This window comes from Methylovorus menthalis (genome assembly GCF_020523625.1).
Taxonomy (GTDB): Bacteria; Pseudomonadota; Gammaproteobacteria; order Burkholderiales; family Methylophilaceae; genus Methylovorus; species Methylovorus menthalis.
The window spans coordinates 1,053,556-1,077,614 of record NZ_JAJAQH010000006.1; the positions used below are offsets into that span (position 1 = coordinate 1,053,556).

Below are 24,059 nucleotides of genomic sequence, written 5' to 3' on the forward strand. Positions count from 1 at the left end.
ATTATACAGCGCAGTATTTTCAAGACAGCTACCCCAGAACTTACACCTCAGCATGCAAGCCCAAGCCAGATACTCTACACGCAGGCACGCCCATGATTGAATGGCGCGATGGCGAGCCCTACTCCACGGTCTACCAGGATGTCTATTTCTCGCGTGAGAGCGGGCCGGATGAAACACGCCATGTCTTTCTGCAGCACAACCAGCTGCGCGAGTGCTGGCTCGCCATGCATGCTCAGCCTCACCAGGAAAACACTGATGCGGCCATGCAGAATCAGGCACGCCATTTCACCATAGCCGAAACGGGTTTTGGCACCGGGCTCAACCTGCTCTGTGCCTGGCAACTGTGGGAAGAAACCGCCCCGCATGACGCCCGCCTGCATTTCATCAGTACCGAAAAGCACCCGCTCAGCCTAGCTGACATGCAGCAGGCCTGGGCCAGCTGGCCAGAGTTTTCCCGCTACAGCGCGGAATTGCTGGCCCACTATCAATGGCTGGCTCCCGGCATGCACAGGCTCTCGCTGGCGAATGGGCGCGTGGTGTTGACGCTGCTGATTGGCGATGTGGCGGACACATTGCCCACTCTGCGAGCTACTGTCGATGCCTGGTTTCTTGATGGCTTTGCGCCGTCGCGCAATCCGGAGATGTGGCAGGCGCCCCTGTTTACGCAGATGGCTCGCCTCTCGCATGCCGAGACCACCTTTGCCACCTTCACCAGCGCAGGCATCGTCAAACGCGGCTTGCAGGCGGCTGGCTTTGTGGTGCGCAAAGTACCCGGCTATGGCCGTAAACGCGAGATGCTTGCCGGACATTTTGGCGGCAAGCCGCTTGAGCAAAGCACTGGCGAATCCGTTAATCAAGCAACTGCGCAAGATGCCACAGCATCCGTCGCTATCTCAGGGTCAGCATCCACCGCCGGGCAAAGTCATTCAGCGCCTGTGCGCCCTGCCCCACCCTCAACAGGCAAAGCCATTGTCATTGGCGGCGGCATTGCCGGATGCGCGACCAGTCATGCCTTAGCCCAACGCGGCTGGCAAGTCACGCTGATCGAACGTCACCCGCAGATTGCCGAAGCCGCCTCCGGCAATCCACTGGGGGTGCTTTACCCGCGGCTGGCAGGGCAAGATATCATTCTGAGCCGCCTCGCCCAGCATGGGTTTTTACATAGCTTGCGCCTGTTGCAGCAATTGCAACTGAGCGCAGCCGACCATGCGCGCTGTGGTTTGCTGCAGCTGGCGTACGACACGCGCGAGCGCGAACGCTGCCTGGCGATAGCCGCGCGTGATTTGCCGCCGGATCTCGTGCAATGGCTTTCCAGTGCTGAAGCCAGTGCGCTTGCCGGACAGGCGGTAGCGCAGGATGCCCTGTATTTTCCAGCAGGCGGCTGGGTGCATCCCCCCGCCTTCTGCCGTGCATTGCTGAACCATGCCAACATTCGTCAGCGCATGTCTGCAGAGGCTATGACCATCCAGCATCAGCATGGCGAATGGCTGGTCATGGGCGCAGATGGTTTGCTGGAGACGGCACCCGTGCTGGTGATCGCTGCCGCCACCGATACCGCGCGCTTTGAGCTGACGGCCCATCTGCCCCTGCAAAATGTGCGTGGGCAGATCACCATGCTGCCAGCCGCTGCCACGAATCTGCCGCTGAACACCATTGTCTGCAGCGATGGCTACATCAGCCCCGCCGTGCAAGGCCGCCATTGCCTGGGCGCCACCTTTGATGCGGAAGATGCCGATACCAGCGTCAAGGCACAGGACCATGCCAGCAACCTTGCCATGCTGGCACGCACCCTGCCCGCCATGCACGCCAGCCTGCCACCGCTGGACCTTGATGCACTGGAAGGTCGCACCGCCTTCCGTGCCGCCACGCCGGATTACCTGCCCATGGCCGGCCCCATACTCGATGCAGCAGCCCTGCAAGCCCAGCCACCGCGCCACACGGCCAACCCGGCGGACTTGCCGTGGCTGCCGGGCTTGTATGTGAATACCGGGCATGGCTCCAAAGGGCTGATCAATGCTCCGCTGTGCGCCGAGATGCTGGCCAGTGCCATTGCCGACGAGCCTGCCCCCGTCGATAGCAAACTCCTCGCGGCACTGGACCCCAATCGTTTTCTGCTGCGCAGCATGGGGCTTAAGCGCCTGGTGCTTGGCCTCGCTGCCTATCCCTCGTAAAATCGGTTTATGTCACCCTCGCAACTTTACCAACAGGCCAGCGGCGCCCATCGTGAAGGCCGTTTTCAGCAGGCAGAACTTCTCTACCGTCAGTTGCTGCAACACGCCCCGCGCCATGCCGATGGCCTACATATGCTGGGCATCCTCTGCTATCAGACCGAGCGCGCCGCCGAGGCGGCTGAGCTGATCGCCCAAGCCATTGCACTGGAACCACGCAATGCGGATATGCTCATCAACCATGGCTTGACCCTGCGTGCGGCGGGCAAACCGCAAGAGGCCCTGAAAAGCTACGAGCGGGCCATGCTGCTGACGCCCAAGGATCTGGTGCTGCAAAACAATCTGGGCAACCTGTATCAGGAACTGGGGCGATTTGAAGATGCCGCCGCCTGTTATCGCCGCGTATTGCGCGTGCATCCGGGTGAAGCCGAGGTGCGTGATGCCCTCGGCCATAGCCTGCTGGCTTGGGGCAATGCCTGTCAGGATGCCGGACGCTATGCTGAGGCCGAACGCTGTTATGAAGAAGCGCTGACGCTGGCCCCCAACGATGCTGCCCTGCATTTCAATCTGGGCAATGCCAGGCGCGAGCTGGGCAAGACTGCCCAGGCTGCCGCCAGCTACCAGCGTGCCATCGCCTTGGCGCCGGATGATGCCGATGCTCACAACAATCTGGGTAACGCCTTGCGTGAGCTGGGTCAGCTGCCCGAGGCGATTGTCTGCTACCAGCGCGCGCTGGCACTGAAGCCTGATCTTTACCATGCCCGGGTTCACCTGATACACCAGCAGCAACATGCCGCCGACTGGCGCGGATTGATGCAGCAGATAAACGAAGTGCGGGGTTGGCTGCATAGCGCTCCGCACGCGCAGATTTCGCCCTTTGCTTTTCTCGCCATGCCGGGCACTACAGTCGCCGAGCAGCGCCTGTGCGCAGACCGCTGGCTGGAAAATCGCTATAGCAGTCTGGCAGTACAGGCTCCACAGCTGGCATTTACCCATATCCGCCATGAGAACAAGCACTTGCGCATAGGCTATCTGTCGGCCGATTTTCGGCGGCATCCACTGGCAGCGCTGGTGACTGAGTTGCTGGAACTGCATGATCGCGATCATCTGGAGGTGTTCGCTTATTCGTATGGCATGGATGACAACAGCCCCGAGCGGCAGCGCCTGCAGCACGCGGTGGATCACTTTGTCGATATTCGCGCGCTCTCGCTGGTTGAGGCTGCCCAACGCATACATGACGATGGCATTGATATTCTGGTAGACCTCACCGGCTTTACCCAAAGCAGCCGCACCGGCATCGTTGCCTTGCGCCCCGCACCTATCAACATCAATTGGCTAGGCTTTCCCGGCACCATGGGCAGCCTGCATGGCAAACCGCTGTTTGACTATGTGCTGAGTGATGCTTATATCACCCCAGGCGCCAGCCAGCCGGACTATGCCGAGCGCTTGCTGTTGCTGCCTGGCAGCTACCAGCCCAATGACAGGAACCGCCCCATCGGCAAAACCCCAGCCCGCGTGGACTATGGTTTGCCGGAGGAGGCCTTTGTCTACTGCTGCTTCAATCAGAGCTTCAAGATCACCCCCACAGTGTTCGCCTGCTGGATGCGGATATTGCAGCAAGCACCCAATAGCGTGTTGTGGCTGCTGGATAGCAATGCGACTGCTACCGCCAACCTGCAGCAGGCAGCCAAGGCAGCGGGCGTAGACCCGGCACGGCTGGTGTTTGCTCCACGCGTTGCCATGGCCGATCATCTCGCCCGCCATGCGCTGGCCGATCTATTCATCGACACCCTGCCTTACAACGCCCACACCACCGCCAGCGATGCCCTCTGGATGTGCCTGCCGGTGCTGACCTGCAGTGGCGACACCTTTGCCTCGCGCGTGGCGGGCAGCCTTTTGCATGCGGTGAACCTGCCCGAACTGATTGCGCCTGACATGGCGGCCTATGAAGCCATGGCCATCAGTCTGGCGCAAGACATGGAGGCCCTGGAGGGATTGCGCGAGCGCTTGCAGCAGGCCTCGGCAGACCTGCCACTGTTTGATACCCGTCACTTTGCCCAGAAGTTGGAAGCGGTATATCAGGACATCTGGCGGGCACAGCGCTAGCGGCTGACCAGATGCAAAAAAGCCGGGCGGCCCCTTGTGCAGAGTCCGCCCGGCTTTGGTTCAGATACGACTTTAGACGCTAGGTACTGCTCAGCATGGCCATGGCGGCGATGCTGATGTCGGCCACCAGGATGCCAGTCAAATGGCCACTGTCATCCAGCATCGGCAGCGATACCGTCAGGCAGAAATCTTCGGTGGCAGTCGACAGGTAAATGCTGGAGATATACGGCTTGAGGCTTTGCAGCACTACGTTGGCATAGGCTTGCGGGCTTCTGTCCACGCCCGCGCCACCTGCCTTGATCTTGCCGTACATATTGGGGTTGATCCAGTTGGGATAGCGCTGCACGCCCTTGTCATCCAGCTCAAACACCACTTCAAAAAACGGATATTCAGAGAAGCAGCTGTCCAGGCAGTGGGCATCCTCGCTGCGGTGCCATGCCAGCAACGAACGCAAGGCTTCCAGCGCCCGGCCCTGCCAGTCTGAATAATCTTCGGTTTCCGGCAGGATAAGCTGTGGCGGCTCATCTTCCACCACGATGATGCTGCCGATGTTGGACTTGCCGATTTTCTTCAGCGTCGCTGCGCGCTCGGCGGCGGCCACACTGTTGGACAAGCGACCTTGTCGGCCATTGACTACGGCAATCGACACGCTGGCGACCGGGTGCTCCTTGCCATCTTCGGTCGTGAAGAAGCCGCGCTGCAAATCGCTTTCGTCGTAAAGGTGTATTGCCAGTGTCTGGAAATGATGGATGACCGACAGCAGCGTTTGTGGCAACTCAGCATCGTAGTGATCCAGAATCAGCACAAAGTCATCGCCACCGATATGCCCGACCAGCATGCCGACACGGCCCTGGAATTCCTGGCGCACGATTTCGGACAGCAGGCGGATCATGGCATCGCCACGGATAAAGCCGTAGCGATCGTTGTACGCCTTGAAGTGATCAAGATCGATATACACCAGCTCGGTGGTTGGATTGTTGCGCAGGCTGATATCCAGTGACTGGCGCAGCGTAGGGCCGGTGGTCAGCTGGCTCAATGGGTGCAGGCTGCCGGTGCTTGTCTTGCGGCTGATCAGTTGCGACAGCACTTCCAGCGGCTGCAGCACGCCGATATAGGTACCATCTTCATGCACCATCACCCAGGGCTCCACTTCGCCGCGCTCCAGATACAAACCACGCGCCAGCATGCTGGTCGGCATGCGGTTGGTCACCATGCGGGGCAGCGGATCGCAGTAATTGCTGAGCGCCAGATTGCGATAACTGAAGGCTTTGCCGCGTTTCAGCAGGCCTATCGGGCGCTGTCCGTCCAGCACCACGGCCATCGACACATCCGGAAACTCCAGAAAGTTGCGGCGGGCCTGGTCTATCGGCGTATTGACATCCATGGTCATGCCACGAGTAACAAATTCGGTAATGCGGAATTCATCCGGGATATGCGAGCGGTGCGACTCATCGCGCGTGGGCAGCGAATTCACCGTGCTCACCGGCTTTTGCTGGGGCTTGGCGAAGTAATATCCTTGGGCATAAGTGAGGCCTAGATCCTGACAATAGGTGATATCTTCCACCCGCTCCAGACCTTCGGCCACCACGGTACAACCCAGGCGCTGGGCCATGGAGATAATCGCCTCCAGCAATACCGTACGTACACGACTGCCCTGCGCCTCGTGCACAATGGCCCGGTCAATCTTGATAAAGTCAGCGCGCACGGCGGCCAGTGCGCGCAGGCCGTTAAAGCCTGAGCCCATGTCATCCAGCGCAATGCGCAGGCCGTGGGTGCGGATAATGTCGCAATACTTGGCGAGGAGCTCGGGCGAGACATCTTCACTTTCGACGATCTCCACCACCACATCGCGCTGCTCGATGCCAAGCCGTGTCAGGTTTTCCAGCAAGGGTGGCAGCCAGTCGTCACGCATGATGGTTTGCGGCAGGACATTCACAAAAACCGGAACGCCTTTGGCAATGGAGTTGGCCTTGCCCGCCAGTGCGAGACGTTGGCAAACAATGTCCAGCTCCATGGTGCGGCGCACCTGTCTTGCCAGCTGGAAAGCTTCTTCACCATTCAATAGGTGACCGTCAGGATCGCGCAGGCGACACAGGGCTTCGTAGCCGAAAATCTTGCCATTCTGGCTGAAGTCGACAATGGGCTGAAAATGCATCTGCACATGCTGCTCAAGGTCACCCAGCAACCAGGGGTAACGACGGCGGGCGTAGAAGGTGCGGAATGGCATGATATCGGCCAGGGCAGCTTCCAGGTTTGCCGGGCTATCGCTTTCTGCCAGGTAAACCAGGGCCTCGTCCAACGCCGGGGCTGGGTATTCCTGCGTGATGGTTTCCAGTCGCGCCAGCAATGCGGCTTCGTCCGCACATTCAAAGGACGCAATGGTTTTGCCACCGGTGATGTTCAGGGTTTGAAAGTGTGTATTGAGATAAAGCTTCATAGGTGGGGTCGTTGTCAATTCCGGTTGGTTAATGCAAGCCTTGTGCCATGCCCTGCAGTTCATTAATGGCCGTTTCAGGGCACTCATGACAGCATGCCTGCCAACATCGCGTGCATGCCGAAGTATAGCGCACCATTATCGGGCAACTGCATTTTGTCATCTCGAATTTCGGCTGCTTCGGCTTATGGTAAAGTAGGCCGATTACAAGCTCAGGGGAGGTATATGGCAGCCATTGATATCACGCCGGTATTGCGCTTCATGGTCGATAAAAACGGATCAGATCTTTTCTTCAGCACCGGCACACCTATCCATATCGAAATCGAAGGCAAAACCCTGCCAGTGAACACGCAAGTGATGGCACCGGGCATGGTAAAGGAAGTCGCCTATGCCCTGATGTCGCCTGAGCAGATCAAGGAATTTGAAGCCACACTGGAAATGAATTTCGCCTACAGCGTAGATGAAATCGAAGACGCGCGTTTTCGCGTCAATATCTTTCGCCAGCGTGGCGATGTTGCTATCGTCATTCGCTGTATCAAGGCGTTGATTCCCACATTTGAAGCGCTGGGACTGCCGCCTATCCTGAAAGAGCTGATCATGAGGCCACGCGGCCTGGTGCTGGTGGTCGGCTCCACCGGTTCCGGCAAATCCACCACGCTGGCGTCCATGATTGATCATCGCAATGAGAATACCACCGGTCACATCTTGACGCTGGAAGACCCGATTGAATTCATCCATAAACACAAAAAGTCCATCGTGGACCAGCGCGAAATTGGCATTGATACGCTGTCTTTTGACAATGGCCTGAAAAACGCCATGCGGCAGGCGCCGGATGTCATTTTGATTGGTGAAATTCGCGACATGGAAACCATGAAGCACGCCATGGCTTACTCTGAAACCGGGCACTTGTGCCTGGCCACCCTGCATGCCAACAATGCCAACCAGGCCATTGAGCGCATCATTTCCTTCTTCCCGCCTGAAGGCAAAGCCGGGCTATTGCTGGGGCTTGCCATGAATCTGGTGGCGGTCGTTTCCCAGCGCCTGATTCCCGGCAAGCTGACCAAGCGCGCAGCGGCTATTGAGGTATTGATCAACACACCTTATATTTCCGAGCTGATTCAGAAATCCAAGCTGGAAGAAATCAAGGATGTGATGGCCGACAACAACGATATCGGCATGTGCACCTTCGACCAGTCACTGTTCCGCTTGTACAGCAACGACAGGATTACCGAGGAAAACGCGCTGGCGAATGCTGATTCACGCAATGACTTGTCCTTGCGCATACGTTTTGCGGATGAATCTGACGAGCCCTGAGCTTAGCGCCGGTTTTACATTTTTTTGCCAGTGAGATAACCGTCGGGGCAAGCGGGGCACGCTATAGTGGTGGCTTCCCGTAACCCCGGTTTTTCACGCATGTCCACTACCCGTTCGTTCTCCGGCTTACGCCGCAAACTGCTTGCTTTTATGTTGAGCGCGCCATTGGCGAGTCGTGCCATATGGGCGGGTGCTAATGCCAACGCGATGTGCATCGCCAAGCCCGAGCGCACGGAAGGCCCCTACTTTGTTGATCATCAGCTGAATCGTAACGATATCCGGCTTGATCCCGTCACGCATCTCTTCAGCCCTGGTGTGCCGCTGATATTGACCATGGACTTGCTGAATCTGGCAAAGCATAGCTGCGAACCGCTGGCAGGCGCCACCGTCGATGTATGGCATTGCGACGCACAAGGGGTGTATTCAGGGGTAAGTGACATGAATACGCTGGGCAAGAAGTTCTTGCGTGGGTATCAGGTGTCAGACCATGCTGGGAGAGTGACCTTCAAAACCATTTATCCCGGCTGGTATCCTGGCCGGGCCGTGCATATCCACTTCAAGGTGCGCACCCGGAACGACGCGGGGAAAAGCTACGAATTTACTTCGCAACTGTTTTTTGATGACCGGCTGAGCGATGCTGTATTCCTGCAAGCCCCTTACAAAAGGCCCGAGCCACGCGACACGCGCAATGCTCGTGACATGCTTTACGGCAAGGATGGTGGCCAGCTATTGCTGACGCCTGTAGAAAAGGCGGATGGTTATCATGCCCGGATATCGGTAGCACTGGACCTGAGTGATGACAAGGTCGGTGCTCCCGATGGATTCAGCATGCCACTGGGCGCCGATGGCCGTCCTATGCCGCCTCCGCCCGGGCCGCGGCCACCGCAGCGAGGATAATCAGCCCGCCCCCCAGCCACTCGTTCCACTGCATGGTTTCGCCTGCCCAGTAATACGACGCCACGGCCGCCACTACCAATTCAAACAGAAACAGCACCGAGGCACGGGTGACGGGAATATGGGTGATGCCATATTGCACGAACAGCGTCGCCGCCATCAGCAGTAGCGAAATCAGCCCCATGATCAGCCAGCTGGTGAGGCTGAAGGTTTCTGGCGTCGGAAATGCCAGCGGCTGAAACGGCAGAAATACCAGGCACATGCCGATCACCCCCACCCATACCGCCATCGACTTGGCGACGATACTCAAATGTGCCGACTTGCGTGTAATGACATTGGTCAGCGCAAAGCCAATGCCCGAAGACAACCCCAGCCAATCAGCGCGACTGCTGGGCAACGGCAACTCGCCGGGCTGCCAGAGCATGATGAATGCACCAGTCAGCGATACCGCGATCACTGCCAGCCGCTTGCCATCCACCCGCTCCTTCAACCAGAAATGCGCCAGAATCAGGGTCCACAGAGGGGAAAGATAAAACAGCAGCATGACGCGCATGACCTCGCCATCAATCACGGCCAGTACATAACTCAGATTGGTCCAGCCAGCGACCAGACATAACCAGAATATGCTGGCGGGTTGATTGAAAAGCCCGCGCCAGTGGCGACCGAACAGGAGCGCTGCCAGAAAAACAGTCAGGCTATAGGTGTAAAAGCTGGAAGCCACCCCCGAGACGCCAGCCTCCTGCATCAAGCGATAGGGATACCAGACCACGCCCCAGCAGAGGGCGCCAAACAGCAAGCCTGCGCTTGCAATGGTTTGCGTTGTTTTTTGCGATGCCACAAAACGTCTTTTCTTGAAGATGGCCCGCCATTCGGCCCGTTGCAACAGCCCGCGCCGTGCGGACTTGCGTTAAAATATGAAGATGAATCCAAACCTGAACAAATTACAGCCCTACCCTTTTCAGCGACTGCGCGACCTGTTTGCCGGCATCAAGCCCAACCCGGACTATAGCGCCGTCAACCTGTCTATCGGTGAGCCCAAGCATGCGACGCCAGCGCTGATTCAGCAAGCCCTGGTGGACAATCTGGCAGGGCTTGCCAATTATCCCACAACTCTGGGGGTGCCCGCCCTGCGTGAAGCCATTGCGGCCTGGTTAAGCCGTCGCTATGACATTCCGCTGATGAATCCCGAGACGGAAATCGTGCCCGTTAATGGCAGCCGCGAAGCCTTGTTTGCCTTTGCGCAGGCGGTGATCGATAACAGTCGGCCAGCCCCGATTGTGGTCTGCCCCAACCCGTTTTACCAGATTTATGAAGGGGCCGCCTTCTTGGCAGGCGCTGAACCGTATTTCCTGAATACGCTGCCCGAAAACGACTTTGCCATGGATCTGGAAAGCGTGCCGGAAAGCGTGTGGCTGCGTACCCAGCTGCTGTATTTGTGCTCGCCGGGCAACCCCACGGGCAAGGTGATGTCGCTGGAGCAATGGAAGCTAGCCTTCATGCTCTCGGATCGCTATGGCTTTACCATTGCGGCCGACGAGTGCTACTCCGAAATCTACTTCAAGGAAGGCGAAGCACCGCTGGGTGCCTTGCAGGCCGCCCATCTGCTGGGGCGTGATTTCAGCCGACTGGTGATTTTCAGCTCATTGTCCAAGCGCTCCAATGTGCCGGGCATGCGTTCGGGCTTTGTGGCGGGCGATGCCACTATTCTGGAGAAATTCCTGCTGTATCGCACCTACCATGGCTGCGCCATGAGCCCGGCTGTACAGGCCGCTAGCGTTGCCGCCTGGAATGACGAAGTGCATGTGCAGGAAAACCGCCGTTTATATGCAGAAAAGTTCGATCAGGTGACCCCGTTGCTACAAGGTGCCATGGAAACTTCGCGGCCGGACGCGGCGTTTTACTTGTGGGCAAAAACCGATGGCAGCGATACCGACCTGGCCATTCGCCTGTATCGTGACCTCAACATTACCGTGCTGCCTGGCAGCTTCCTGGCGCGCGAGGCGCACGGCATCAACCCCGGCAAGGGCTTCATTCGCATGGCGCTGGTGGCCTCTTTGCAAGAGTGCCTGGATGCGGCCAAGCGCATCCAATCACTGAGCTGAAGTCGTTTTTACATTACCTGATTCCGTATACTCGGGATCAGGTTTCCCCTGCAATAAACTGATTTATTGTAGAAAATACCTTTCCCTCAAGGTCAGGGGCAAGGCAATCAATTTCGACCGTATCCTGCATGCCACGCAACCAAGTGAGCTGGCGCTTGGCCAGTTGCCGGGTAGCAACAATCCCCTTTTCACGCATGGTCGCATGGTCAATCTGCTGATCCAGATATTCCCACACCTGACGATACCCCACGCATCGCATGGAAGGCAGCCCGAGATGCAAGGCCGGATATTTCTGGCGCAGATGCTCCACTTCGGCAATCAAGCCCTGTTGCAGCATCAGGTCAAAGCGCTCGGCAATACGCGCATGCAGCACGCTCCGATCTGACGGCACCAGCGCCAGTTTGAGCAGGCGGTAAGGGAAGGTGCTGCCATTATCATCGACAAACAAGGCCGACATCGGGCCACCGCTCAACTCGCAAACTTCCAGGGCACGCTGTATGCGCTGAGAATCGGTAGGTTTTAATCTAGCGGCGGTTTCCGGGTCCAAGGCAGCCAATCGCGCATGCATGGCAGGCCAGCCCACCTCGGCGGCCTCTTCATCCAGACGTTGCCTGAGATCGGCATCCGCTTGCGGCAGATTGTTAAGCCCTTCCTGCAAGGCCTTGAAATACAACATGGTGCCACCCACCAGCAGCGGTATGCGGCCACGTGCCGTAATATCCGCCATGAGTTGCAAGGCGTCATGGCGAAAATGCGCCGCGGAATACGATTGCAAGGGGGAAATGACATCAATCAGATGGTGCGGAGCCTGCTGCAAGGTAGCGGCATCCGGCTTGGCGCTGCCAATATCCATATCCTGATAAACCAGCGCCGAATCCACACTGATCAACTCCACCGGCAGCTGCTGGGCAAGGGCGACTGCCAGGCCGGTTTTGCCGCTGGCCGTAGGGCCCATCAGAAAGATGGCAGGTGGGAGCGCGAGCAGCTCACTCATGCCTAACATCCATCCATGCATGAGCATTGGTGAGGTCTGTCCAGAGTGAATACTTCGTTATAATCAACATGAATATAAATTCTTAAATTATTGTTATTTATCTAATTTTATTTTCATTTCAACAGGCGAAAATCCGTGATTCATGGGCCCGACACCTTGACCTATCTTTACTGCAGCACCTGCCGCAATCGCCTGCATCACGTAATCTCTGGCCGCGATCACGGCTTGCGGCAAGCTCTCCCCCAAGCCCAGAAATGCGGCAATCGCCGATGACAGCGTGCAGCCAGCGCCGTGCAGATTCAAGGTGACGATACGGGGCGAGCGCATGACCAGGGGCTCTCCGCCCTGTTCCTGAAAAATATCCACCACATCGTGCCCCGGCATATGGCCACCTTTGACCAGCACCGCGCGTGCACCTAGCTGCAAAAGATCGGAAGCCGCCTGCAGCATGTCATCCTGCGTCAGCAATGGGCGCCCGAGCAGCATGGCGGCTTCGTCCAGATTGGGCGTCACCACACTGGCGCGTGGAAATAACTCACGCACCAGGGTTTGCACCGCCTCATCACTAATCAGCCGGGCACCATTAGCCGCCGCCATCACTGGGTCGAGTACCACTCGCGGCAATGCGTGGTCATCCAGCGCCTGCGCCACCGTCATGACGACCTCAGGCGCATGCAGCATGCCGATCTTCACCGCATCCACGCCTATATCCTCCACCACCGCGTCGATTTGTGCCCGCAGGATATCCTGCGGCACGCCATGAATCGCGCGCACGCCACAGGTGTTTTGAGCGGTCAGTGCGGTGATGGCGGTCATGCCATAACAACCCAGCGCCGAAAATGTCTTGAGGTCGGCCTGTATGCCTGCCCCACCGCCGCTGTCGGAGCCAGCGATGGAGAGGATACGTGGGTAGGTGTAATGCGTTTTCAACATGACAGATTATCTTTTAGAGACTGAAGCTTGGATGTGGCTAAACATAGGCCACGGCGGCAGTCATTGATGACGAAGAAAGCATGATCAGCGCAAGCCAGCAAGGGAACATCCATGGTCTGGCTACTTGCCACGCATGAACATTTTATCGAGGTCGGCCATCGTGGCCTGAAACCAGGTGGGTCGACCATGGTTGCACTGGCCGGAACGCTCTGTCGCCTCCATGTCGCGCAGCAAGGCGTTCATTTCCTGGATGCTGAGAATACGGTTGGCGCGGACGGCGGCATGACAGGCCATGGTGGCCAGCAACTCGTTGCGGCGCTCGGTCAATACGCGGCTGCCACCGTATTCGCGCAGGTCGCGCAATACATCACGGGCCAGCGCCACCGCATCGGCATCCTGCAACATGGCAGGAATGGCGCGTACGGCCAAGGTCGATGGCGAAAGTTGCACAATTTCAAAACCAAGCTGGTGCAGGGTTTGTTGGCCTTCAGGCGTAGACAGCTGTTCCTGCACGGTGGCGACTTCAAACCGATCCGCATTGAAACTGACTGGCAACAGCAATGGCTGCATGGGAACCCTATCGCCATCCAGCGCATTTTTGAGGCGCTCGTACATGATGCGCTCGTGGGCAGCATGCATATCCACCACAATAAGGCCCAAGGCGTTTTGTGCCAGCACATAAACCCCATGCAACTGCGCCAGCGCAAAGCCCAGGGGATATTCCTGCGCGGCCTGCTCTGGGCTCAGGCTGGATGGTTGTTGCGAGGACGATGGAAGACTTTGCATGCCAGCGGACGTGACGCCAACGGAAGCAAAGGATGATGGCGATTCGACAGTCTCGCGAGGCAGGCCGCCAAACAGGGTCTGGTAAAACCCCGGCGCTTCATTGGCGCGCAGATCAAAGCTGCCTTGCTGCCTGGGATAAGGCTGACCCGCCGGGATACCGGAAGAATATGCAGGGACAGGTGCGGCGACCGGTGGCGGTACCAAACCATTGGCTGGCAGGCCGACGGGCGTCGCCAGTGCCTTGTGCAAGGCATGGAAAATGAACCGGTGCACTGCCTGCCCTTCGCGGAAACGCACCTCGGTTTTGCTGGGATGCACATTCACATCGACCAGCGTAGGATCCAGCTCCAGAAACAAGGCAAAGGCCGGGTGGCGATCATGATGCAATACATCCTGATAGGCCTGGCGAATGGCGTGGCTGATCAGCTTGTCGCGCACGAAGCGGCCGTTGACATACACATATTGCGTATCGCGAGCACTGCGTGAAAACGTCGACTTGGCGGCCATGCCCCACAGCCGCAAGCCACCGGCAGATTCATCTACCTCAAATGCTTCTGCCGAGAAATCCGGCCCCAGCACTTCGGTGAAACGACGCTTGGCCTCGCCTGGTGCGAGGCGCATCAAGGCCCGGCCATTATGCTGCAGCATGAAGCCTACGTCGGGGCGAGATAGCGCAATGCGCCGAAAAGCTTCTTCACAATGGCCGAATTCGGTTTGCTCGGTTTTCAGGAATTTGCGCCGGGCTGGCGTGTTGAAATAAATATCCTGGACTTCCACGATGGTGCCGCGATCCAGTGCCGCGGGTGACGCATCGGCCAGCAGGCCGCCATCGGCGGCAATACGCCAGGCATGGCTGGCTTCCGCGTGACGGCTGGTAATGGAGGTGCGCGAAATGGAAGCAATACTAGCCAGTGCCTCGCCACGGAAGCCTAGGCTGGCAACGCTTTCAAGATCATCGAGCGAGGCAATTTTGCTGGTGGCATGCCGCGTGAGCGCGAGAGTGAGATCACCATGCGGAATGCCATTGCCATCATCCGTCACGCGCAGCAACTTCACGCCGCCCTGCCCCAGTGTCACGGCTATATCGGTGCTGCCAGCATCCAGGCTGTTTTCAAGCAACTCTTTTAAGGCAGAGGCAGGACGCTCTACCACCTCGCCAGCCGCAATCTGGCTGATAAGCTGGTCTGGCAGAAGTTTAATCAGGGGCATGGATGAATGGGCGCAAAAGGGGCCGGGTAATCATGGAAAGCCTATTTTAACCGCAGCCTGCCATGATTACCTATGCGATTTTAGCCATCTAGGCGGCTAAAACCGGTGGGAGATTTGTTCCAATGCAGCGACCAGGCGCATTGGGACAAACAGCTTACAAACTGTCGATCTTACAAACCATCGATAAAGCGCAGGCCGTATTTCTTGGTGTTCACGCTCTGGGCACCCGCCACTTCGCTTTCCGCACCGATTTTGGACGCCAGCAAATCCACCGGGATGATCACGGGCTGTTCGGCCAGAAGATCGTCAGCGACAGCAAACAAAGCATCCGCCACTTTGCCTTTCAGATGGCTGTTACGGCCATCTTCGCTACTGAAGCTGTCAAAAATACCGTATGCCGTATCGGTGAACTTGAGGGCATACCAGGTAATGGTTTCACTCTCGGCCAACACCAGAGGCAGTGCATTTTTCAGGAATTCCTCTACCTCTTTCGCCTTTTCCGGTTTTGCCTCCAGGCGAACATATAACGCTGTTTTACTCATTTCCTATCCTTGGTCAGGTGTTACAAATAAACGATACAACTACATTACTCCTGGGTCGTGGCTATGGATCACAAATCCACGGACTCAAGATATTCAGGCACGGTCACATTCCATGCAAACCGTTCCTCAATGCGAAGTCTGAGGGCATCAGCCGCAATTGGTTCGCCGTGCGTGATAAAGGTACGCTTCGGCGGCGCGCTGAAATTATCCAGCCAATGCAATATCTCATTGTAATCCGCGTGTGCAGAAAAGCTTGAAATGAATTCCACCTCGGCATTAATGGGCACATAGCCTCCATGAATCTTGACGCTGGTAGCGCCGTTGATCATCGCCGCCCCGCGCGTGCCAGCGGCCTGATAACCCGCAAACAGAATGGTGTTGCGTGGGTCTGGCCCGAAAGCCTTGACATGGTGAACCACGCGCCCGCCTGAAGCCATGCCGCTTGCGGCCAGAATGATCACCGGATGGTTGATTTCATTCAGCGCCTGCGACTCTTCCACGCTATTGACCATGCGTGCGGTCTGCATGATCTCGCGGCACTCTGCGGCATTGAGTTTGTGTTCGCCCGCATGCCGCATGAAGATGTCCGTGGCATCCACCGCCATCGGGCTGTTCAGGTACACCGGAATATCCGGTATCAACCCCTGCTTTTTCAGCTTGTGGATGTAATACAGCAACTCTTGTGCACGACCCACGGCAAACACGGGCACCAGCAGCACACCACGACGACGTGCCGTCCGGTTGATGATCTCGGCCAGACGCTCATCCGGCGTGGATTGATCATGCAATCTATCGCCGTAGGTCGACTCCACCACCAGGTAGTCAGCCCCTGCGACAAGCGTTGGCGACAGCATGAGCGGATCATTCAAGCGCCCCAGGTCACCCGAGAACAGGATGGAAGTATCGCTATCCTTGAGCAGGACCAAGCTTGCGCCAAGAATGTGACCTGCGGGTGAAAGCTTGATGGTCACCCCGGACACTACTTCTACCGTTTCATCAAACTCCACCGGTGTCAGCAAGGCCAATGCATGGGCAGCATCCTCCTGAGTGTACAAAGGCAAGGCGGGGTTATGTTTGGAAAAACCGCGCTTATTGGCATAGCGGGCTTCTTCTTCCTGCAGGTGCGCAGAATCTGGCAGCATGATTTCGCATAAATCACGCGTGGCGCTGCTGCAATACACACGGCCATTGAAGCCATTCTTTACCAGCAAGGGCAGATAGCCGGTATGGTCGATGTGCGCATGAGTCAGCACGACGGCATCAATACTCGCAGGGTCTATCGGCAGCCTGGCCCAGTTTTTCAGGCGCAGCTGCTTTAAACCCTGAAACAGACCACAATCTACCAGCACACGCTTGCTGCCACTGTTGATCAGGTATTTTGAACCGGTCACGGTACCGGTGGCACCAAGGAATGTTATTTTCATCAGCAGGTTGGCCTGTTTTCAGTGCTTATTTTTCAGCCATTTTGGGCTTGGCCAGGGCTGGATTGCTGGCAAAGTATTTTTTGATGCCGGTCAAAATAGAGGCGACGAGCTTATCCTGATGATTTTCATCATTGAGCTTGCGCTCTTCTTCCGGGTTGGTAATGAAGGCCGTTTCCACCAGAATGGAGGGGATGTCCGGCGACTTAAGCACGGCGAAACCCGCCTGTTCCACACTTTGCTTGTGCAGGTTGTTGATTTTGCCCACGTTATCCAGCACGGATTTACCGAGCTTGAGACTGTCATTGATGGTGGCGGTTTGCGAGAGATCAAGCAAGGTACGGGCAAGGTACGGGTCTTTTACATCAAAGCTCACGCCGCCGATCAGGTCAGACTCGTTTTCGCGCTGGGCCAGCAAGCGTGCCATTGCACTGGTGGCGCCGTGCTCAGAGAGGGCAAATACCGATGAGCCCTTGGCTTGAGAACTCAATGCCGCATCGGCATGAATCGACACGAATAGATCGGCTTGCAGCTTGCGTGCCTTGACGACGCGGCCATGCAGCGGAATAAAGTAGTCACCATCACGCGTCAGCACGCCGCGCATATTGGGTTCAGCATCCACCGCCTGCTTAAGCTTCTTGGCAATGGCGAGCGTGATATTTTTCTCATATGACCCATTGGCGCCCTTGGCACCCGGGTCTTCGCCCCCATGCCCTGCATCAATGGCGATGGTAATGACACGTCCCCCCTCTCGGCTTTTGTTGGGTTCGGCCTTGAGTACGGGAGCCGCTTTTGCATTCTCAGGAGCTTTGGCAGCCTCAGGCATGGACTGCGCCATGGTTTGCTCGGGTTTTCCGGGCAGATTGATCTCCGGCGCCTTGCTCGTGTCCAGCGGGGCCGCAGTTTCTGGTTGCGCCAGCACCTTCACATCCGGCTTCATGACCTGCTCAGCACTGGAGGCAGGCGTTTCACGTTGCTCCAGCATGGCCATCAGCGGGTCAAGCGCAGGATAAATATCCAGCACCAGGCGATGCTGGTATTCACCGGCAGGCAGCAGCGTGGCGAGCTCAGGGCGGATGTCGGTTTTCAGGTCGATCACCATGCGCACGACCCCGTGTTTGAAATTGCCAACGCGTATCTGGCGGATATAGGGATCAGATGCCAGTACACGGTCGCTCAGGCTTTTGAGATTGGAACCGAGATCCACATCCTCAAGATCAACCACCAGCCGCTCGGGGTCTTTCAGGCGCAACAGGTTATAGCTGATGGGCTTGTTTGATTCCAGTGTGATACGGGTGTAATCGGGCGCTGGCCAGACGCGTGTTGCCGTCACGGTAGTCGCGGCGACAGCCTGGATACTGAAAAAGACCAGCAGGAATGAACATGCCAGTTTAAGCGTGCGAAAGCGATTCAACGACAGCTTCCCCTGTTTGACTGTTGGCGCTGACGGATATCTTGCGGCCGCCAGCGTTGGGTTTGAGATGAATATCAAGATCGGGCTGTGGAATGAGCTCGCCGGCTTTTTCCGGCCACTCCACCAGACAAATCGTGGCTGGATTGAAGTAATCGCGAAAGCCCGCCGCATCCCATTCCTCAGGATCAATAAAACGATACAGGTCAAAATGGTATACGGCTAGCGCATCCAGCACATAAGGCTCAACCAGAGTATACGTGGGACTTTTGACTTTGCCGGCATGGCCCAGGGCATGTAACAGGCCACGCACCAGTGTGGTTTTGCCCGCGCCCAGGTCGCCATGCAGGTATATGGTTAAGCCCGGGGTGACGGCCTTTGCCAGTTGCGCCCCGAAATGCAGGGTGGCAGCCTCATCGGCCAGGTCAAATGTAATATCATGTGCCATATGCAATTTACTTCAGACAGCCCTGTGTTGCCCATTGATCTGCCAGCCTTGGCGCGGGATATCAAGCGCTGGGCGCAAGAGCTGGGATTCAGCCAGCTCGGCATTACCGATACCGACCTCAGCGCTGCGGAGCCTGCCCATCAGGCCTGGCTGGAAAAAGGATTTCATGGTGCCATGGATTATATGGCAAAACATGGCAGCAAACGTACCCGCCCGCAGGAATTAGTCCCTGGCACCTTACGTATTTTGTCAGTCCGCATAAACTATCAGCCCCCCGCTACGCGCGACAGCTGGGAGGTCATGGCAGATGGGACGAGCGCCTTCATTTCGCGTTATGCGTTAGGACGTGATTATCACAAAGTATTGCGCAGCCGACTGCAGCAGCTGTGCGATCGCATCGCCGCCCACATTGCACCGCTGACCGACGATAGCTTTGATTACCGCGTGTTTACCGATAGCGCGCCGGTGCTGGAAGTTGAGCTGGCACAAAAAGCCGGACTGGGCTGGCGCGGCAAGCACACCCTGCTGCTGTCGCGTGATGCTGGCTCCTGGTTTTTTCTTGGCGAGATTTATACTAATCTGCCGTTACCTGTGGATACGCCGGGGCAGAACCATTGTGGTACTTGTCACGCCTGCATGGATATCTGCCCGACTCAGGCGATAGTCGCACCTTATGAAGTGGATGCCCGCCGCTGCATTTCATACCTGACCATTGAGCTGAAGGACAGCATTCCGGAAGCATTGCGGCCGCTGATAGGCAATCGTGTCTATGGCTGTGATGACTGTCAGCTGGCCTGTCCATGGAACAAGTTTGGTCAGCTGACCGCGCAGGAGGACTTTCATGTGCGCCACGGCCTGGACGATGCCAGCCTGGTGGAGCTATTCGGCTGGGATGAGGCCACGTTCAAGGATCGCATGGCTGGTAGCGCCATTTACCGTATTGGCCACGAACAATGGCTGCGCAATATTGCCGTGGGCCTGGGTAATGCACCATCCAGCCCAGAGGTCGTCAGCGCCCTGAAGAAAAGGCTGGATCATCCATCCTCACTGGTCAACGAGCATGTGCGCTGGGCGTTAAAACAGCATGAACATTTATCGGCGGCAGCGCTATAATGCCGCACCTCAACTAGTGCCATAAACTCAATTGTTTAATCCATCGGTTTTCCGTCGCCTGACGATTATTCTTCTGATAGCCCTCGGGCTCTTCATTCTGCTGACCTTTGAACAATACGGCATTAGTAATGATGAAGAGGTCCAGCATATTTATGGCCGCCTGTTGCTGGATTTCTACACCTCCGGCTTTACCGATCAGGATGCGTTCCACTATCGCAACCTCTACCTGTATGGCGGCTTCTTTGATCTGGTAGCTGCCGTGCTGGAAAAATTCGTTCCGGTATGGATATGGGATCTGCGCCATCTGCTTTCGGCTGCATTCGGCTTGTCGGGCATCATTGCCTCCTACAAGGCAGCTCGCCTGCTTGGCAATGAGCGTAGCGGGTTTATTGTGGCGGTCCTTCTTGCCATCACGGGCGCCTGGACCGGTGCCATGTTTACACATACCAAAGATGTCCCGTTTGCCACCTGCATGGTATGGGCGCTTTATTATTCCATGCGGCTTTCGCGCCAGCTGCCACGCCCGAGCCTGGGCTTATGCATCAAACTGGGCATTGCCGTGGGTTGCGCCCTTGGGCTGCGCATCGGCGGTGTGTTCTCGGTGTTTTACCTGCTGCTGGCGGTCTTCATTGGCGGTTGGCTCGCCGCTCCTGGCTTCAAGCAAAAATCGCAATACTGGCTCACCTCGGCCTGGCGCCTTTTGCCAGCCGGCATCACCGCCTTTGCCCTGATGGCATTATTCTGGCCTTGGGGGGTCATGTCCCCAGATCATCCTTTGCAAGCAGCAGAGGCCTTCTCGCACTTTGCCTTCAACATGCTCACCGTGATGGATGGCGAAGTGATGAAAATCGGCGAAGTGCCACGCGAGTACCTGCCCTCTTATTTGCTGGTGCGCCTGCCCGAAGTCTTCCTGCTGGGGCTGGTGGCGATGATCATCATAGGCGCAAGCCATATCCGCCAATGGCGCTTGCAGCACAAGCAATTCCTGCCCTGGCTGCTGGTGTGCGTTGCTGCACTGTTCCCGCTGATGTTCATCCTTCTGGATAAACCTGCGCTATATAACGGCGTACGCCACTTCACGTTCCTGATTCCACCGCTTGCCATACTCTCCGCGCTGGGCCTCAGCATGAGTTGGGATGCACTCGCAAACTTTCGCAAGCTGAGATGGCTGGGTGCCGGAATCGTTACAGCTCTCACAGCGGCCACCACCGTCACCATGGTGCAGTTGCATCCCTATGAATACATCTACTACAACCGTCTGGCAGGCACCATGCCTTATGCCGAAAGTCATTGGGAAGGCGATTACTGGTCAAGCAGCTTGCGCGAAGCAGCCGAGATACTGGAAGACAAACTTCCCGAGTTGCAAGCCGTTGATAAACAGGCCGGCGATGGCCTGAACCATGCGCCCTACAAGGTGGCAGTGTGCGCAGAGTCCATACAGGGCGATGCCTATCTGGACCATCGCTTCCAGATCACGAGTGATTGGGTCAGTGCGGACTTTTTTATTTCCAGCACCAATATGAACTGCGATAAAGTGTTGCAAGGCAAGATTATTGGCACGGTGGAACGCATGGGCGCCATTCTGGCGGTGGTCAAGGACAGGCGTAACCTGCATCCCAAGTATCGCTTCCCGCGCCCTGCCCCTCATTAACCCGGACTCATGAGTCGACAATTATGGTACTAGACCGCGCCTGCGCTAACCCACATATCACGGTAATCGTGCCCGCCTTCAATGAAGAGGCCGCGATACACCTGACACTGGAAAACATTGCCAATCAGCTGAACCAGCTGAGCCCCAACTGGGACATCGTGGTAATTGACGATGGCAGTCGCGATCGTACTGCGCAGATCGTGCGCAACATGCCCCCCTTCCTGAACACCACACTGGTACGTTTTTCGCGGAATTTTGGCAAGGAATACGCCATCAGCGCCGGGCTGGAATATGCCACGGGCGATATCGTCGTCTGCATGGATGCCGATGGCCAACACTCGTCGGACTTGGTGTCCGACATGCTGGCGCAATGGCGTGAGGGCTACGACATGGTGTATGCCGTGCGCAATGACCGCGCCGTGGAGTCGCGCTTCAAGCGCTGGGGCTCGCGCCTGTTTTATCGCGCCATCAGTCTCGGTGGGCAGATTCATATCCCGCGCGATGCCGGTGATTTCCGCCTGATGGATCGCAAAGTGGTGGATGCTTTGCGTGCATTGCCCGAGCGCAATCGTTTCATGAAGGGCATGTATGCCTGGGTAGGCTATAAATCCATTGGCATTCCCTACACGCCCCTGCCTCGCCTGCATGGCGAAAGCGCTTTTTCCCGTCTGCGCCTGATGAGTCTGGCATGGACCGGCATCACCAGTTTTTCCGTGATTCCCTTGCGCCTCGCCAGCGCCGTAGGTGGCATATTGGCGCTGCTGGCTTTTGTTTATGGCATCACCGTTATTGTGGACAAGCTATTCTTGCATGAGTCCATTCCCGGCTGGCCTACCACGATTGCCAGCATCATGTTCTTCTCGGGTGTGCAACTGCTGTTCATAGGCATTCTCGGGGAGTATCTGGCGCGTATTTACGATGAAGTCAAAGGGCGTCCACCTTATATCGTGGCCGAAGTGGCAAGCCCGCAAAAACCCCAGTCCGCCCCCATCGAGAGCGAGACTGCTGGCTCAGGCGAGTAAACGTTGGTGCATCCACTGGTCATCAGTGCCGATGATTATGCTTACCATCAGGCGGTAGATGATGGCATTCTGAATTTGATTCGCCAGGGCAGGCTCACGGCTACTTCGTGCATGGTGATGAGCCCGCGCTGGCCAGAGGCAGCAAAATTGTTGTCCAGTGATATCCGACAAAAAGCAGATATTGGCCTGCACCTCGACTTCACCGAGTTCGGCGATCCTGTGCGCCAGCCTCTTTCCCGACTTATTCTTCGCACCTTACTGCATAGTCTGTCGACTAGCGCAATTCGCCAGAACATCACCTTACAACTTACTCGGTTTGAAAATGCGCTTGGTACCCCGCCCGACTATATCGACGGTCACCAGCATGTGCACCAGCTTCCGCAGATCCGGGAGTCACTCCTCGATATCATCAAACAGCGCTACGGCGAGCATGGCCCCTGGTTGCGCATTTCCAACCCGCCATCTGCCGATGGCCTGAAAGGTCACATCATCCGTGGCCTGGGTGCGCAGGCACTTCAGCATCGCGCTATCAAGCAAGGTCTGCATTGCAGTAGCCGCCTGCTGGGCGTATATGACTTTAATGACACCACAATGCCTTATCTCGAACGGCTGCGTATCTGCCTGCTACAAGCGCAGGAAGCTGGCAGCATGCCCGTGCTGATGTGTCACCCCGCCCTGCCGGATAGCGCAGCACCCGCCAGCGACCCGATTGCCCATGCGCGTATCGCCGAGTTTACGGCGCTGGCTAGCCCTGATTTTGCGGCGCTGCTCAATGCGTTTGCGATTACGCCGATACGCGGAAGTAGATATCAGCCAGCATAGTTTCAAAACCCACAGCCAATAAAAAAGCCCGGATATACCGGGCTTCTTTATAAAGTCTTTATTAATCAGTCAGAATGCTGAGCTGATTATTTCTTTTTTTCATTGGGTTTTACTGTAGTTGCCAGCGGTGCTTTCAGCACGCAATTTTCACTACCGTAAACGCCGCCATTGTCATCACCTTCGTAATACAGACGGCGGAAAGTCCAGTGGCCTTGGGCATTCTTTTTCACCAGGGCAACACCCGTACTGTGATCCAGGTTTTTCTTTTCGGAGAAATTGAAACTGATGGCAAGACGGTTACCATCAGCTGCGACCTGACCGCGATACGTTACCGAATTCTCGGTTTCAACTTCGTAATGATATGCACCAAAGGTGCCAGCGCTGCTGACATTGTTGAGACGCAAGGTAGCGGTAACAGTGTAATCACCTACCTGATCATTATTACCCTTGCATTCATACACTCCACTATAATTTTTGCCGGAAAAAGGGATTTTTGCTTGCGCAACACTGGCAATGCCCAGTAATGCGATGGCCAAAATGGTTTTTTTCATTGGGTTGTTTCTCTACCAGTCATTTACAATTCTTTGCTATTGTAACGCGAAGCCACGCGATTCAGCAGGTATTTACAGGTTTCATTTTGTCATCGGCGGCCTCCTGCATTATTATTCGGGAGGATTTGCACGCCTTGG

At 56.7% G+C, this 24,059-nt stretch carries 19 protein-coding genes; 9 read left to right on the forward strand and 10 right to left on the reverse strand.

Going from position 1 to position 24,059, the window contains the following annotated elements:
- The first annotated feature begins 92 nt into the window (after nt 1-92).
- On the forward strand, nt 93-2,171 hold the full coding sequence (mnmC, locus tag LG204_RS10905) for a bifunctional tRNA (5-methylaminomethyl-2-thiouridine)(34)-methyltransferase MnmD/FAD-dependent 5-carboxymethylaminomethyl-2-thiouridine(34) oxidoreductase MnmC (RefSeq protein WP_230337294.1): 2,079 nt from the start codon (nt 93-95) through the stop codon (nt 2,169-2,171).
- A 9-nt stretch (nt 2,172-2,180) separates the two neighbouring features.
- Nucleotides 2,181-4,274 (forward strand): O-linked N-acetylglucosamine transferase, SPINDLY family protein, encoded by a 2,094-nt coding sequence (locus tag LG204_RS10910; protein WP_230337295.1) that lies wholly within the window; start codon nt 2,181-2,183, stop codon nt 4,272-4,274.
- Nucleotides 4,275-4,353: 79 nt separating this feature from the next.
- On the opposite strand, the gene LG204_RS10915 is transcribed toward LG204_RS10910, so the two are convergent.
- Nucleotides 4,354-6,711 carry an EAL domain-containing protein gene (locus LG204_RS10915; RefSeq protein WP_230337296.1) on the reverse strand — a complete coding sequence of 786 codons (2,358 nt, stop codon included), beginning with the start codon at nt 6,709-6,711 and terminating at the stop codon, nt 4,354-4,356.
- Between the two features lie 222 nt (nt 6,712-6,933).
- On the opposite strand from LG204_RS10915, the gene LG204_RS10920 reads away from it, so the two are divergent.
- Together LG204_RS10920 and LG204_RS10925 are read left to right on the forward strand one after the other, a co-directional pair.
- On the forward strand, nt 6,934-8,022 hold the full coding sequence (locus LG204_RS10920) for a PilT/PilU family type 4a pilus ATPase (RefSeq protein WP_230337297.1): 1,089 nt from the start codon (nt 6,934-6,936) through the stop codon (nt 8,020-8,022).
- A gap of 99 nt (nt 8,023-8,121) precedes the next feature.
- A complete protein-coding gene (locus LG204_RS10925; RefSeq protein WP_230337298.1) occupies nt 8,122-8,919 on the forward strand; it encodes an intradiol ring-cleavage dioxygenase in 798 nt (265 codons plus the stop codon).
- On the opposite strand, the gene LG204_RS10930 is transcribed toward LG204_RS10925, so the two are convergent.
- Entirely contained in the window at nt 8,876-9,754 is an 879-nt protein-coding gene (locus LG204_RS10930; protein ID WP_230337299.1) for a DMT family transporter, read from the reverse strand. The genes LG204_RS10925 and LG204_RS10930 overlap by 44 nt on opposite strands.
- Before the next feature lie 82 nt (nt 9,755-9,836).
- Between LG204_RS10930 and dapC the strand changes: the two genes are divergently transcribed.
- Nucleotides 9,837-11,018, forward strand: coding sequence for a succinyldiaminopimelate transaminase (gene dapC / locus LG204_RS10935; protein ID WP_230337886.1), 1,182 nt, complete (start codon nt 9,837-9,839; stop codon nt 11,016-11,018).
- 37 nt (nt 11,019-11,055) lie between these two features.
- Here the strand turns inward: dapC and miaA are convergent, their stop codons facing one another.
- The 7 genes from miaA to tsaE all read right to left on the reverse strand — a co-directional run bounded on the left by miaA (nt 11,056) and on the right by tsaE (nt 18,762).
- On the reverse strand, nt 11,056-12,012 hold the full coding sequence (gene miaA, locus LG204_RS10940; RefSeq protein ID WP_230337300.1) for a tRNA (adenosine(37)-N6)-dimethylallyltransferase MiaA: 957 nt from the start codon (nt 12,010-12,012) through the stop codon (nt 11,056-11,058).
- Between the two features lie 93 nt (nt 12,013-12,105).
- The gene (gene thiD, locus LG204_RS10945; protein ID WP_230337301.1) at nt 12,106-12,945 is read right to left on the reverse strand and encodes a bifunctional hydroxymethylpyrimidine kinase/phosphomethylpyrimidine kinase; all 840 of its coding nucleotides are present in this window, start codon (nt 12,943-12,945) and stop codon (nt 12,106-12,108) included.
- A gap of 120 nt (nt 12,946-13,065) precedes the next feature.
- A complete protein-coding gene (gene mutL / locus LG204_RS10950) occupies nt 13,066-14,940 on the reverse strand; it encodes a DNA mismatch repair endonuclease MutL (RefSeq protein WP_230337302.1) in 1,875 nt (624 codons plus the stop codon).
- Between the two features lie 170 nt (nt 14,941-15,110).
- Nucleotides 15,111-15,482, reverse strand: a complete 372-nt coding sequence (locus tag LG204_RS10955; RefSeq protein WP_230337303.1) for an antibiotic biosynthesis monooxygenase — start codon at nt 15,480-15,482, stop codon at nt 15,111-15,113.
- Nucleotides 15,483-15,550: 68 nt separating this feature from the next.
- Complete coding sequence (locus tag LG204_RS10960; RefSeq protein ID WP_230337304.1) at nt 15,551-16,906, reverse strand: MBL fold metallo-hydrolase; 1,356 nt, start codon at nt 16,904-16,906, stop codon at nt 15,551-15,553.
- A 25-nt stretch (nt 16,907-16,931) separates the two neighbouring features.
- Entirely contained in the window at nt 16,932-18,317 is a 1,386-nt protein-coding gene (locus LG204_RS10965; RefSeq protein WP_230337305.1) for an N-acetylmuramoyl-L-alanine amidase, read from the reverse strand.
- Nucleotides 18,295-18,762, reverse strand: a complete 468-nt coding sequence (tsaE, locus tag LG204_RS10970; protein ID WP_230337306.1) for a tRNA (adenosine(37)-N6)-threonylcarbamoyltransferase complex ATPase subunit type 1 TsaE — start codon at nt 18,760-18,762, stop codon at nt 18,295-18,297. Before tsaE ends, LG204_RS10965 begins: the two co-directional genes overlap by 23 nt.
- Between tsaE and queG the strand changes: the two genes are divergently transcribed.
- The 4 genes from queG to LG204_RS10990 are packed head-to-tail and all read left to right on the forward strand — an operon-like array spanning nt 18,763 to nt 23,370.
- On the forward strand, nt 18,763-19,875 hold the full coding sequence (queG, locus tag LG204_RS10975; protein WP_230337307.1) for a tRNA epoxyqueuosine(34) reductase QueG: 1,113 nt from the start codon (nt 18,763-18,765) through the stop codon (nt 19,873-19,875).
- 31 nt (nt 19,876-19,906) lie between these two features.
- Nucleotides 19,907-21,526: an ArnT family glycosyltransferase gene (locus tag LG204_RS10980; protein ID WP_230337308.1), complete on the forward strand. Its 1,620-nt coding sequence runs from the start codon at nt 19,907-19,909 to the stop codon at nt 21,524-21,526.
- A 23-nt stretch (nt 21,527-21,549) separates the two neighbouring features.
- On the forward strand, nt 21,550-22,548 hold the full coding sequence (locus LG204_RS10985) for a glycosyltransferase family 2 protein (RefSeq protein WP_230337309.1): 999 nt from the start codon (nt 21,550-21,552) through the stop codon (nt 22,546-22,548).
- 6 nt (nt 22,549-22,554) lie between these two features.
- Nucleotides 22,555-23,370, forward strand: coding sequence for a ChbG/HpnK family deacetylase (locus LG204_RS10990; RefSeq protein WP_230337887.1), 816 nt, complete (start codon nt 22,555-22,557; stop codon nt 23,368-23,370).
- A gap of 86 nt (nt 23,371-23,456) precedes the next feature.
- On the opposite strand, the gene LG204_RS10995 is transcribed toward LG204_RS10990, so the two are convergent.
- On the reverse strand, nt 23,457-23,921 hold the full coding sequence (locus LG204_RS10995; RefSeq protein ID WP_230337310.1) for a hypothetical protein: 465 nt from the start codon (nt 23,919-23,921) through the stop codon (nt 23,457-23,459).
- Nucleotides 23,922-24,059: the final 138 nt, after the last annotated feature.